Annotated in this window: 10 protein-coding genes; 1 reads left to right on the forward strand and 9 read right to left on the reverse strand. The window is 38.1% G+C overall.

All coding sequences use genetic code 11. The features are described from left to right. Positions 1 to 25: 25 nt before the first annotated feature. Positions 26 to 487 (reverse strand): DUF441 domain-containing protein, encoded by a 462-nt coding sequence (locus tag QNH17_RS23105; protein ID WP_144547902.1) that lies wholly within the window; start codon positions 485 to 487, stop codon positions 26 to 28. A gap of 218 nt (positions 488 to 705) precedes the next feature. On the opposite strand from QNH17_RS23105, the gene ytvI reads away from it, so the two are divergent. Further along, on the forward strand, positions 706 to 1,821 hold the full coding sequence (gene ytvI, locus QNH17_RS23110; protein ID WP_283875375.1) for a sporulation integral membrane protein YtvI: 1,116 nt from the start codon (positions 706 to 708) through the stop codon (positions 1,819 to 1,821). 42 nt (positions 1,822 to 1,863) lie between these two features. On the opposite strand, the gene QNH17_RS23115 is transcribed toward ytvI, so the two are convergent. The 8 genes from QNH17_RS23115 to dnaE form a co-directional block, all read right to left on the reverse strand. Continuing rightward, on the reverse strand, positions 1,864 to 2,250 hold the full coding sequence (locus QNH17_RS23115) for an FxsA family protein (protein ID WP_283875377.1): 387 nt from the start codon (positions 2,248 to 2,250) through the stop codon (positions 1,864 to 1,866). 360 nt (positions 2,251 to 2,610) lie between these two features. Then, positions 2,611 to 4,374 (reverse strand): pyruvate kinase, encoded by a 1,764-nt coding sequence (gene pyk, locus QNH17_RS23120; protein WP_283875379.1) that lies wholly within the window; start codon positions 4,372 to 4,374, stop codon positions 2,611 to 2,613. 57 nt (positions 4,375 to 4,431) lie between these two features. Further along, on the reverse strand, positions 4,432 to 5,391 hold the full coding sequence (gene pfkA, locus QNH17_RS23125; RefSeq protein ID WP_283875381.1) for a 6-phosphofructokinase: 960 nt from the start codon (positions 5,389 to 5,391) through the stop codon (positions 4,432 to 4,434). A 311-nt stretch (positions 5,392 to 5,702) separates the two neighbouring features. Beyond that, positions 5,703 to 6,680 carry an acetyl-CoA carboxylase carboxyl transferase subunit alpha gene (gene accA / locus QNH17_RS23130; protein ID WP_283875383.1) on the reverse strand — a complete coding sequence of 326 codons (978 nt, stop codon included), beginning with the start codon at positions 6,678 to 6,680 and terminating at the stop codon, positions 5,703 to 5,705. Continuing rightward, positions 6,674 to 7,552 (reverse strand): acetyl-CoA carboxylase, carboxyltransferase subunit beta, encoded by an 879-nt coding sequence (gene accD, locus QNH17_RS23135; RefSeq protein ID WP_283875385.1) that lies wholly within the window; start codon positions 7,550 to 7,552, stop codon positions 6,674 to 6,676. Before accD ends, accA begins: the two co-directional genes overlap by 7 nt. A 199-nt stretch (positions 7,553 to 7,751) precedes the next feature. After that, a complete protein-coding gene (locus tag QNH17_RS23140; protein ID WP_481858634.1) occupies positions 7,752 to 8,330 on the reverse strand; it encodes a FadR/GntR family transcriptional regulator in 579 nt (192 codons plus the stop codon). Between the two features lie 58 nt (positions 8,331 to 8,388). Beyond that, positions 8,389 to 9,627 (reverse strand): NADP-dependent malic enzyme, encoded by a 1,239-nt coding sequence (gene ystJ / locus QNH17_RS23145; RefSeq protein WP_283875387.1) that lies wholly within the window; start codon positions 9,625 to 9,627, stop codon positions 8,389 to 8,391. Between the two features lie 126 nt (positions 9,628 to 9,753). Then, the gene (dnaE, locus tag QNH17_RS23150; protein WP_283875388.1) at positions 9,754 to 13,116 is read right to left on the reverse strand and encodes a DNA polymerase III subunit alpha; all 3,363 of its coding nucleotides are present in this window, start codon (positions 13,114 to 13,116) and stop codon (positions 9,754 to 9,756) included. Positions 13,117 to 13,493: the final 377 nt, after the last annotated feature.

A 13,493-nucleotide genomic window follows, 5' to 3' on the forward strand; every position in this document is an offset into this window, starting at 1 on the left:
AAAAAAATATTATTTTACAAAAAATCTAAGTAAAAAAACTAAAAATTTTCATTGCGGTATAAGCGATTCCAGCGCCAATTAATGGACCAACTGCTACACCTTTGAAAATAGAAACAGATAGAATTGTTCCAAGTACTAATGCTGTAGTAATCTGGGGGTCATCGGCTAATAATTTTACCCCCCCTTTTGCAAGCATAGCCACAATCATTCCCGAGATAAGGGCAATCCACGCATAAGAAGATTTAAATGCTCCTGTTAAGTCCTTAAAACCGATTTCTCCACTTGCAATTGGTATTAATACAGCAATGGTTATAATCGTTACTCCCCAGTTGATCCCTTTCGACTGTATAATTGAGAATGCTTTGGTATCTAATCCTCCAATTTTTAAAGCAAGGAGAACAGCAATTGCGATTAGTAAAGAACTATTTTTCGCGATAAAACCAATAACTAGCAGTAATAGTAAAAATAAGACTGACTCGTTAAGCATGTTTTCACCCTTCCTGTTCGAAATTATCGTAACATAACATCTTCCTTAGAGTGAAATTTATGTAAACAGTAGCTTTCTGGTCTAATCATTTTGGAATGTTTCTTAAAAAAAACCATTGTAATACTTTCACTATTATAATTATCTGGAAAAATATGCAGATTATTTCGTAAAATGTTAAACTAGAATTAAGATAATTGCCGATACAAGGAGGTTTGTCTTTGAATCTAAAGTATATATACCGGACGATACGATTTATCATTGTCATTGGAGCAATTGTTTTGGGACTGTTGTGTTGTTTTTATTTATCAAAACTAATCTATCCATTTTTAATTGGTTTAATTATTGCCTTTTTAATTAATCCGCTAGTTGATATTTTTGAAAGAAAAGCTAGGATGCCTCGTGCATTAGCTGTTTTTATTGCCCTTATTATTATTTTTGCTTTATTTGCAGGACTTATTACTCTCCTAATAGCCGAAATTGTATCAGGTGCGAATTATTTATCTACTGTGGTACCAAAACATCTTGATACGCTAATAGAGTATGTAGAGAATTATTTCACAGCGCAGATCCTGCCAATATATGAGCAATTATCCAGTGTCTTTAAAAAACTGGATTCTGGGCAGCAGGATACCATTATTAGTAATATTCAGAATGTCGGGACTAGAATTGGCACAACTGTTGGCACTTTTATTCAAAACCTATTCGGGATTATTCCCAATATTATTGCTTGGCTTCCGAATGCAGCAACAGTTTTAATCTTTTCTTTATTGGCTACATTTTTTATTAGTAAAGATTGGTACCGATTCTCGAAATTGGGCGGCAAACTCTTACCCGAGAAAGCAAAAACAAGCAGCAGATCTGTTTTTTTGGATTTAAAAAGGGCGCTATTTGGCTTTATTAAAGCCCAATTAACATTAATCTCAATTACTACAGTTATTATTCTAATAGGTTTGCTTATTCTTCGAGTTGATTATGCAATAACGATTGCATTAGTTACTGGCATTGTCGATATTATTCCCTATTTGGGAACAGGTGCTGTTTTTGTCCCTTGGATTATTTATGCTGCGATTAGTGGAAACATGGGACTTGCCATTGGATTAGGCGTTCTTTACATTGTTGTTCTCGTGCAACGGCAGATTATGGAACCAAAAATCCTATCGTCTAATATTGGCCTCGACCCATTAGCCACACTGATTGCCTTATTCGTCGGTTTTAAATTAATTGGATTATTAGGATTAATTGTTGGCCCTGTCACTCTAGTAATTATTAGTACTCTTTATCGGGCCAATGTTTTTCATGATTTATGGGGATTTATTATGGGGAAAGAAATATAATGTTTTAAGGAAAAAAGTCAGCTCCTAAACGGAAGCTGACTTTTATTTTATTATTTTGATATTGCCTTTATTAATCCTTCTTTTCCACATTTTAATGATTAAAAATTTTATTGGCTTGCGGGTTGGTGGAAAAAGGAATAAGAAGCCGGTTACATCTGTAATAAATCCAGGAGTTAAAAGCAATGTTCCACCGATTAATATGCATATTCCATCTAATAATGCATCTCCAGGAAGTTGTCCATAACTCAATTGTTCTTGCACCCTTCGGATCGTCTGCAAGCCCTCTCTTTTGGCTAAATAAGCCCCAATGATTCCCGTTAAAATAATTAGAGTAATGGTAGGCCATACACCAATTGTCTTGCCTGTTAATAGCAGTACGCCAATATCCAGAGCTGGAATTAATATGATTAATAGAAATAAAAATCGCATAGATTGTCCCCTTTCCATAAGGCTTATTTTTTCATTATATTACGAATGGGGATCATTTTGACAGGAATAAGAAAAGCGCAAGCGCCCTGGTCAGCGGCGTATGGCCTCCTCGAAAGAGCTAACGCTCTTTCTTCGTGCGATGCTTATGCTGCCGAAGCCTTCCTTGTGGAGCGCTCCAACTGAGATAAAGGAAACACGAAGAGCCGAAGGCGCATTCGTGCTTGACTTATCGTAGGGCAGAGAGCGAAGGACATTAGCCGCTAGGGCCGCTTGCGCTAGACATTAATCTAAGTTCAAAAACTTATACTTTCTTATCAGAGAAAAAAAAGAAGGGTTTCCCCTTCTTTTTATACAAACAGTTTATAGGACGCTAGCATGACCGTTGTAAATAACTCCTTGTTTTGCATCAACGGTTATTTCTTGACCTTCTTTTAACAAACCAAAAGCATTATCTACCCCTACAACCACAGGGATACCTAGGTTTAGACCAACTACAGCCGCATGGCTAGTTAATCCACCTTCTTGGGTAATCACAGCAGCACATTTTTCAAGCGCCGGGATCATGTCACGATCCGTACCGATCGTTACCAAAATGGAACCTGGTTTTACCTTATCTAAAGCTTCTTTGGCATCATGTGCGATAACCACCTTACCAAATGCAGACCTACGGCCAATTCCTTGTGCTTTTGTAATGATATCTCCAACCACATGAATTTTCATTAAGTTCGTGGTACCAGCTTCACCGACAGGCACGCCTGCTGTAATAACTACTAAATCACCACGGTTTACTATACCGCTATTTAAGCTGGCTTCAACCGCATTATCCAGCATTTCGTCAGTTGTGGTCGCAATATTGCCAAACTGCGGGTAAACACCCCATACAAGGGAAAGACGACGACAAACTTGCTCAACAGAAGTTACCGCAACAATCGCTGCTTTTGGGCGATATTTAGAAATCATTCTTGCCGTGTGTCCACTTTCTGTTGGGGTAATAATGGATTTCACTTCAAGGTTTAACGCAGTGTGTGCAACAGATTGTCCAATTGCATCGGTCAGATTATGCTCTGTATCTTTACTGCGACCTGAGAGAATTTCTTTGTGATCTAATGCTGATTCTGCTCTAGAAGCAATATTGTGCATAGTTTGGACAGCTTCGACTGGATATTGGCCAGCAGCTGTTTCACCGGAAAGCATAATCGCATCGGTACCGTCGAAAATCGCATTCGCGACATCACTTGCCTCAGCGCGAGTAGGGCGTGGATTCCTTTGCATGGAATCAAGCATTTGTGTTGCAGTAATGACAGGCTTCCCATTCGCATTACATTTCTTAATTAACATTTTTTGAACTAGTGGAACTTCTTCAGCTGGAATTTCTACACCTAAATCACCACGTGCTACCATTAAACCATCTGAGAATTCCAGGATTTCGTCAATATTATCGACACCTTCCTGATTCTCAATTTTAGGGATAATATGGATATGGGTTGCGTTATTCTGTTCTAAAAGCTGACGGATTTCTACTACGTCCTTAGCACGTCGCACGAACGAGGCAGCAATGAAATCAATTCCTTGTTCAATTCCAAAAAGTATATCTTGTGTATCCTTTTCTGTGATACCTGGCAGGTTAACCGATACACCTGGTACGTTCACACCTTTTTTATTTTTCAATGTACCACTATTTAAAATTTTCGTATGGATCTCTTTATTTGATTTATCTACGTTCGTAACTTCTAGACCAATTAAGCCGTCATCTAAAAGAATTTTAGATCCAACATGAACATCATCAATTAATCCAGCATATGTAACAGAAAACTTATCAACTGTTCCTTCAACTTCTGTCATAGAGACAATTATATTTTTTCCAGCCTCAAGCTCAATTGCGCCGTTAACCATATTATTGGTCCGAATCTCAGGACCTTTTGTATCAAGCAGGATTGCCACTGTTTTACCAGTTAGTTTTGCTGCTTCCCGGATATTTTTAATTCGTGCTCCGTGTTCTTCAAAATCACCATGTGAAAAATTCAAACGAGCCACGTTCATACCTGAATTAATTAATTGAGTTAGTTTCTCCACACTTTCACTTGCTGGACCGATTGTACAAACAATTTTTGTTTTTCGTAACATCCGTGATTTCCTCCTATATTAAAAAAGCACTTAAAGTTTTTTTTAAATATAAAATCGTTAAATTGATAATTCCATCGAAAGTTTATATAAATCAAGGTCTAATTTATGTTCACGACCAAGAGCCTCAATAATGTCATAGTCCACCAGTTGATTCTTCTCAATCCCTACCGCACGACCGCCTTTGCCTTCAATTAAAAGCTCAACTGCTCTGGCTCCTAATCTACTAGCTAGGACTCTGTCTGCCGCTGTTGGTGAGCCACCACGTTGAATATGCCCCAAGACAGAAACTCTAGTGTCAAAGTTGGTTGCTTCTTCTACCTGTTTACCAAACTCTACACCACTGCAAACACCTTCTGCTACCACAATAATACTATGCTTTTTACCACGTTCATTCCCTTTTCGAAGTTTGTCGACAATATCATCCATGTCATAACCTTCTTCAGGAATCAAAATTGTTTCTGCGCCACCCGCAAGACCAGCCCATAAAGCAAGGTCACCCGCGTTTCGTCCCATTACCTCAATGACGAAGGTTCTTTCATGAGATGTAGCGGTATCCCGAATTTTATCTAATGAATCAATTACGGTATTCAATGCTGTGTCAAAGCCAATTGTAAGTTCTGTTCCAGGAATATCATTATCAATCGTACCAGGAACCCCCACACACGGATAGCCATGTTCCGTTAAAGCCTTCGCCCCACGGTAAGAACCATCGCCACCGATAACCACTAGTCCTTCAATTCCATGAGCTTTAAGCTGTTCAATCCCTTTTTGTTGTCCTTCTTTTGTTTTAAATTCTGGACAGCGAGCCGATTGAAGCATGGTTCCACCGCGTTGAATAATATCACCAACCGAGCCTAACTCAAGTTTTTTAATATTACCAGATATTAACCCCGTGTACCCTCCATAAATACCATACACTTCTAAATTATGATAAATGGCCTTCCGTACAACAGCACGAATTGCTGGATTCATCCCTGGAGAATCTCCACCACTTGTAAGAACTCCTATTCTTTTCATAGCTATCACCTCAGTTATTTAATTAGGAAATTATGTATAAAATCCAAATGCTGTAAAAATAAAGGAACAATGAGTTTTATAAATTACCTCTTTTATTATTTACATAAAACCCGCGAATATTTATAAAATAACATGAAGAAATAACTATAACAACCTTATGGTAATAGTAAATATAAGAGACGGAATAGTCAGTAAACTGAAAACGTTTCATTCCTTTATGTAAGCGTGAACATTGGTTTTTTTATGGAATTCTCGTGAACATTTTGTGAAAAGGTCAAAAAAAGAGTGCCCATAAATATGAGCACATTATATTAATTAACACCAATGTAATCATTAATTGTTGCAAATTCACCTATTGTTCTGAAACGATTATAACGATCAGCGATAAGATCCTCTTCTGACAGCTTGAGAAGCTGCTCCAAGGCTTTCTTCAATACATGATCGATTTCCTCAGCTTGTTTCATGACGTCCCTTTGAGCTCCACCCTTAACTTCTGGAATAATATCATCGATGACACCTAGTTCCTTTAGATCAGGAGCAGTTATTTTCATTGTTTCGGCTGCGTTTTTTGCTAACGATGCATCTTTCCACAAAATAGCTGCTGCACCCTCCGGAGAAATAACTGAGTAAGTTGAATTCTCGAGCATATATATCCGATTACCTACCCCAAGTGCAAGAGCACCACCGCTGCCGCCTTCACCAATCACGATACAAATTACAGGAACCTTTAAACCAGCCATCTCAAACAAATTGCGTGCGATTGCTTCACTTTGTCCACGTTCTTCCGCGGCCTTCCCAGGATAGGCACCCTTTGTATCAATGAAACAAATAATCGGACGATTAAATTTATTCGCCTGATTCATTAATCGAAGTGCTTTCCGGTATCCTTCTGGATGTGGCATTCCAAAATTTCTACGAATATTCTCTTTTGTATCTTTTCCACGCTGGTGACCAATGACTGTAACTGGTAATCCTCTATATTTAGCAACACCGCCTACGATTGCCTCATCGTCAGCAAAGGTACGGTCTCCATGACATTCAAAGAAATTCTCGAACAAATAGGGTATATAATCTAATGTTGTCGGCCTGTTAGGAAGACGAGCGATTTGTACTCGGTCCCATGGCTTAATATTTTCATATATGCTCTGTTCAAGTTTTTCAAGTCTTTTTTCTAATTTTTCAATTTCTGAACTTAAATCGACATCAGCTGTTTTGGTGAACTCCTGTAACTCAGAGATTTTCTTCCTTAATTCGATTACGGGGCGTTCAAATTCTAATTCTCCTACCATCTGAGCACACCTCCAGGTTGATGGATTTCTAGAATATTGGTGATTTTCTCAACTAATTCCGTCCGATGAATGATTGCATCCAGTTGCCCATGTTTTAAAAGGAACTCGGATGTTTGGAAATCCTCTGGCAATTCTTCACGGATGGATTGCTCGATTACTCTTCTTCCAGCAAAAGCAATGAGCGCACCAGGTTCGGAAAGGTTGAAATCACCTAATGACGCAAAACTCGCAGAAACCCCGCCGGTTGTAGGATGTGTCATAATTGAAATGATTAGGCCGCCATTATTACTAAACTTCTTTAACGCAACACTAGTTTTTGCCATTTGCATTAAACTAAGTGCACCCTCCTGCATTCTGGCCCCGCCTGATGCAGTAAAAATTATAAAAGGAACATTTAACTCATCTGCTTTTTCAATAGCTTGTGTAATTTTTTCGCCGACAACAGAGCCCATGCTCCCCATTCGGAACGAAGCATCCATGATGGCAAGAACAATCTTATAATCGTTAACTGTTCCAATTCCAGTTACAACAGCCTCATTTAACTTACTTTTTTCCCGATCTTTTTCGAGCTTTTCAAGATAGTCAGGAAAATTTAAAGGATTTTTAGAAATCATATCTTCATTAATTTCTACAAAGCTTCCTTCATCAATGAAACTGTCTAAACGTTCCCTGGAGTTCATTGGAAAATGATGTCCACAATGCAAACAAACCTTTAGATTTTTTAACAATTCTTTTGAATACATGATTTTCTTACATGAAGGGCACTTTGTCATTATGCCTTCAGGAACATCATGTTTTGCAATTTCCGTCGGTATTTGAGCGTATTTCTTCTTTTTTGTCTGGTTTTTTGAAAAAAGATCTTTAAGCGCCAAAAATTCTACCTCCTTTGTGCTACGGTAACGCCAAATGGCATGTTTCTCCAATTATTACATAATAAAAGTTTTTCTATTATAGCTTTACTTCATACCTATTAGCTTCCCAGTGGTGGTCAGACCACTAATAGTTAAAAAACACCTTGTTTTCTTGGGCTTGGATAACCTTCACTATAAGATAAAATGTGTTCAAAGTCTGTTAGTATTTGTCGTTAAATACTGACAAATTCCGTAACCTGTAATAAGCAGTTAATATTTTTGCTTCATTTTTTTCGGCTAATGCCTCAAGTAAGAATACATAGTCTTCACGTGAATAGATCATCCTACTTGAATCCAAAGAATGGTAATAATCCTTTAAAATGGACCAAATTCTAGCGAAGAGGTGGTTATCAGCTATTTCAACTATTTGATAAAAAAAATCATTATCATCTATAATCCCTTGCTGATTCACCCACTTTTTTAAGTTCACAATACTTTGATCATCGATTTTATGAATGGCTAATCGAAGGCAATCCATCTCAATAAAGTTCTTTGTTTCAAACACGTCTCGTTTCGCTTTTTCATCTTGTAAAATAAATGTACTTAGTAACTGAACGAGATGATTCCCCCTAAAATCCCGAATAAACGTCCCTTCACCACGCCTAGTTTCAATTAATCCAAGCAGTTCTAATGCTCTAAGGGCCTCTCTAACGGAAGAGCGCCCGAAATTCAGGCGCTCAGACAATTCTCGTTCAGAAGGAATTTTATCACCAGTTTTTAAACCATCAATGGTAATCATTTCTCGTAATTGCTTAACAATCTCTAAATAGACCTTAGTATTGTTTACCACTTACGTATCACTCACTTTTACCAATAATAGCGAGCCTCTTTGTTTTTTCCTTTACTTCTTCAGGATCAACTTTAATGCGGGCAACACCTGTTTCCATCGCTGCTTTAGCCACAGCTGCGGCTACATCAGGTGCAACTCTTGGATCAAAAGGTCCTGGAATAACATAATCAGCATTAAGTTCATCTGAGCTAATCAGGTTGGCGATAGCTTCTGCTGCCGCAACTTTCATTTTTTCATTTATATGTGTAGCGCGAACATCGAGTGCACCACGGAAAATTCCTGGAAAGGCTAGAACATTGTTAACTTGGTTTGGAAAATCTGAACGACCAGTTCCCACCACTTTTGCTCCAGCAGCTTTTGCCTCATCTGGCATGATTTCAGGGTCCGGATTGGCCATTGCAAAAATAATAGAATCAGAATTCATGGATGCAACCATTTCTTTAGAAAGTGCACCTGCAACTGAAACCCCAATAAATACATCAGCACCTTTGATTACATCTTCAAGGCTTCCTGATAGGTTATCCCGATTTGTAAACTTTGCAACTTCTGCTTTCACGGAATTCATACCTTGTGGACGCCCTTCATAAATAGCTCCTTTGGTATCACACATAATTATGTCCCTTACACCATAACTATATAACAATTTAATAATTGCAATACCAGCAGCTCCGGCACCGTTTGCAACTACTTTAATTTCAGTCATTTTTTTGCCAACTAGCTTAAGTGCGTTAACAAGCCCTGCTACCGTAACTATAGCTGTACCATGCTGGTCATCATGAAAGATAGGAATGTTTGCTTCCTTTTTCAATCGTTCTTCAATGACGAAACAATTTGGAGCAGCAATATCTTCTAGATTAACGCCACCAAATGTAGGTTCAAGCAATTTCACTGTTTCAACAATTTTGTCTACATCGGTTGTGTTTAAACAAATTGGAAACGCATCAACACCAGCAAAACTTTTAAATAATACTGACTTACCTTCCATTACAGGAAGGGCTGCTTCTGGTCCAATATTCCCCAGTCCAAGAACGGCTGTTCCATCGGAAACGACGGCAACCATATTCCCTTTCATGGTATATTCGTAAACCAATTCTGGTTTCTCATAGATATCCTTACATGGTTCTGCAACACCTGGTGAATAAGCTAAGCTAAGATCATGTGCATTTCGGACTTGAACTTTGGATTTCGATTCTAACTTTCCCTTATTAATTCGATGCATATGTAATGCTTCTTCACGTAATGTCAAGATATCCACCCCTCAAATTTTTACAAAAAATATACAAACATCCCACTTATGCAGCCCGCTATTTTTGGTGGTCAGACCACACTTGTCTCATTATCACTATAACATATCTGTGATAGTTGTAAAGAATTATTCCTTCAGAACGACATTTTTCGGGCCTAGCATCTCTCGTAATAATTGCAATAATTCAAGGGTTGGATTGATATTATTTTCATCACCTAACTTTATTGTTTTTCGGCTTTTTTCATAGTGTAAAATGACTGATGCGGTTCCTTGATTTTCTTTAAGTAGTTGGTGAATCTTAAGAAGAAATTTATCATCTTGTTTTTCCTCTATTATTTTCAAATATAATACTGATTGCTTACGTATTTTTGTTTTTAGCCACTCTTCTATCTGAAAAACTTGTTGAATGATAAATTGCAGTTTCCCATCACGTTCTTCGATCTTCCCTTCAAGTAATGTAAACTTTCCATGGCCTAATAAGTGCGAATATTTCTTGTATACATTAGGAAATGCAACAGCCTCCATTTCACCGCTTGAGTCACTTATTGTTAAAAAGGCCATCGAATCACCTTTTTTGGTACGTATTGATTTCATTGAAGTAATATATACTCCAGAAGATACTCGCTGGTTGCTATGATTTATTCCAAATAAGGAGTGTGCACCACTTCGCTTCAACTGCTCTTCGTAAATAGATACCGGATGGTCAGAAAGATAAAAACCAAGTGCCTCTTTTTCAAATGTCAGCTTATTTTCCTGGCTGATCGGATCGACTTGCATATATTTCGGCTTAGGCATGAACTCATCCTCAAATAAATCAAATTGGTTATTGTCAGCTGGTTTAAATATTTGTGCATGTTCCAGTGCCACATCTAAACTCGCAAGCAAAACGGCTCGATCTTCACCAAATTCGTCAAAGCAGCCAGAATGAACAAGGAACTCGAGCGTTTTTCGATTGATGGCTTTAGTAGATACCCGAATACAAAAATCAAATAAGTCAACAAACTTTTTCTTTCTCCTAGCCTGAAAGATTTCTTTTAATGCAGCAGCCCCTACACTTTTTATCGCTGCCAAGCTGAAACGGATTCCTTCTTGCTCAACTTGGAAGGAGTAACTGCTGTAGTTGATGGATGGTGGCAGGACTGTGATATCTTTTTGTTTCGTTTCCATCACATATTGTGATATTTTCGTATCGTTTCCTATTGCCGAGGTAAGCAGGCCTGCCATAAAATAAACCGGATAATTTGCTTTTAAAAAAGCCAATTGATAGGCAATCATACTATAGGCAACTGCATGACTTCGGTTAAAGCCATAGTTAGCAAAGCGAACGATTAAATCATAAATATCATTAGCCAAGGTATGTTCATACCCTTTTTTTTGGGCCCCTTGAACAAAATGACTGCGCTCTTTATCAAGAATATCTTTTTTCTTTTTCCCAACAGCCCGTCTTAATAAATCGGCTTCACCCAATGAGAATCCAGCCATCTTTGAAGCTATTTGCATTATTTGTTCTTGGTAGACAATAACACCATATGTATTCTCAAGAATTGGCCGTAAATCAGGGTGTGGATATTCAACTTTCTGATTACCATGTTTCCTATCAATAAAGAGCGGGATATTTTCCATTGGTCCTGGGCGGTATAAAGCATTGACTGCAACAATATCTTCAAATCGGGAAGGCTTTAAACGAGTTAGAACCTTGCGCATTCCTTCTGATTCAAGCTGAAATACACCCGTTGTTTCACCTTTGGCTAGCAGGTTAAAGGTCAATGTGTCATCTAATGGTATCGAACCTATGTTTATTTTCTTCCCTGTTTTACGTGAGATCGAGGATACTATTGAATCGATCAATGTAAGGTTTCGTAAGCCAAGAAAGTCCATTTTCAAGAGGCCGATTTCTTCCAGATGTTCCATTGAAAATTGTGTTAAAAATACATGGTTAGACCCTCGTTGGATGGGGATTAAATCTATGAGCGGCTTCTCACTTATTACTACACCTGCTGCATGTGTGGAAGTATGGCGCGGCAGTCCTTCTAGTTTTAAAGCTGTTTCAAAAAGGCGTTTATTCATAGGACTTTCATTAACAAACTTTCTAAGGGATTCTGATTCTTTATAGGCACCTTTAAGGTCGATTCCTAATCGTGACGGGATCATCCTTGATACATGTTCAAGCTCCTTGGAATTTAATCCGAATACCTTTCCAATATCTCTAAGTACTGCTTTGGCTGCAAGCGTTCCAAAAGTAACGATTTGTGCGACATGCAGGTCCCCGTATTTTTCAGCTACATAGTTAATCACATCATCACGCTGATGATCTGGAAAATCAATGTCTATATCCGGCATAGAAATTCGTTCAGGATTTAAAAACCTCTCAAAAAGTAGATTATGCTTTAATGGATCCACATCTGTAATGTACAAAACATAGGCAACTAGTGAACCCGCTGCAGAACCCCTTCCTGGGCCAGTTAAAATCCCATTTTCACGTGCGTATTTCATAAAATCCCAAACAATTAAAAAATAATTGCTAAACTTCATCCGTTTAATAACTGCCAATTCATAGGACAACCGTTCAAAATGTTCCTGTGAAGGCGAGGAAAAACGTTCACTTAATCCCTGTTTGCATAACATATCGAGGTAGTCCTCAGCAGGAATCCCTTTTTCCGTTGGAAATGCAGGCAAGTAAGTTTTATTTAACTCAATGTTAAATTGACATCTGTTGGCAATCCGGATTGTGTTTTCTAATGCATCGGGGATATCAGAAAAGCAATCGACCATTTCACTTGCAGTTTTTAAATAGAACTGGTCGTTTTCTAACTTTTCTCTGTGGTCATCTTGCAATTTATCACCATTTTTAATGGCTAACAAACACTCATGAGCAAACATATCTTCTTTTTCTAAATAATAGACCTGATTTGTGGCCACCATTGGGACATTCAGTTCATTTGACAAACTAACAAGCTTGTTTCTAATTTTTGTTTCTTGTTCGAGTTGGTGGTTTTGAATCGCTAGGAAAAAGTTATCGTTGCCAAAAATGGAATCTAGTTTTCTAATTACTTCTTTAGCCTTTTCCTCGTTGCCATTTATAAGTAACTGTTCAATTTCTCCTTCGAGACCAGGAGTAATTGCAATGAGACCGTCTGAATAATGTTTCAGCCATTTTAATGGGATTCCATGCTCCGTTTTAGTTTGAACGGTACTAGATATCTTTAAAAGATTTCTATAACCCTGATCATTTTCAGCGAGTAAGACTAGAGGATAGGATTCATTTGAGGTGTACTCACTTTCCACATCTACTGTTATACCGATAATAGGTTTCAAATTATTTTTTTTGCATAACTTATAAAATTCAATGGTTCCGTACATGACGTTTCTGTCCGTTAAAGCGATGGCAGAAAACCCTTTTGTCTGTGCATTTTTTATTAAATCTGGGACAGAAGCCGTACTTGATAATAAACTATATGCACTATATACATGCAGGTGAATAAAAGACATAATTGTCACACCCTTAATTCGATAATCTCTCCCTCTATTATAGAACGAGAAAGCTAAAAAAGAAAATATGTTCCCTTTTTTATTAGAAAAGCGGAAGCGCCTTGTTAAGGGGCGTGAGTCTGGACGAGCCGGCGTGAAGGTTGCTCTTTAACCTTCATGACGGATTGAACTAAAGGTGGAGACGACTGTCCTGGGACGAAGGCATAAGACGAACACTGAAAGAAGGCGCTTTTTGCCTTCTTCAGGGGGTGGCTTATGACTCGAGTCCCAAGGAGCCGAAACTAGATAAGCTTATGACCCCGAGCCCCTAGGCGCTGTAGCTAGACAATTCTTAAAACATATTTGCACATGTTTGTCCATATACATGAGTATTAGGT

Source organism: Neobacillus sp. SuZ13 (assembly GCF_030123365.1).
Classification (GTDB): Bacteria; Bacillota; Bacilli; order Bacillales; family Cytobacillaceae; genus Neobacillus.

Excerpts from the sequence above, each read along its gene's own strand:
- QNH17_RS23105 (WP_144547902.1), bottom strand. The coding sequence starts at position 487 with ATGCTTAACGAGTCAGTCTTATTTTTACTATTACTGCTAGTTATTGGT.
- dnaE (WP_283875388.1), bottom strand. The coding sequence starts at position 13,116 with ATGTCTTTTATTCACCTGCATGTATATAGTGCATATAGTTTATTATCA.
- pyk (WP_283875379.1), bottom strand. The coding sequence starts at position 4,374 with ATGTTACGAAAAACAAAAATTGTTTGTACAATCGGTCCAGCAAGTGAA.
- accA (WP_283875383.1), bottom strand. The coding sequence starts at position 6,680 with ATGGTAGGAGAATTAGAATTTGAACGCCCCGTAATCGAATTAAGGAAG.
- QNH17_RS23140 (WP_481858634.1), bottom strand. The coding sequence starts at position 8,330 with ATGATTACCATTGATGGTTTAAAAACTGGTGATAAAATTCCTTCTGAA.
- QNH17_RS23115 (WP_283875377.1), bottom strand. The coding sequence starts at position 2,250 with ATGCGATTTTTATTTCTATTAATCATATTAATTCCAGCTCTGGATATT.
- pfkA (WP_283875381.1), bottom strand. The coding sequence starts at position 5,391 with ATGAAAAGAATAGGAGTTCTTACAAGTGGTGGAGATTCTCCAGGGATG.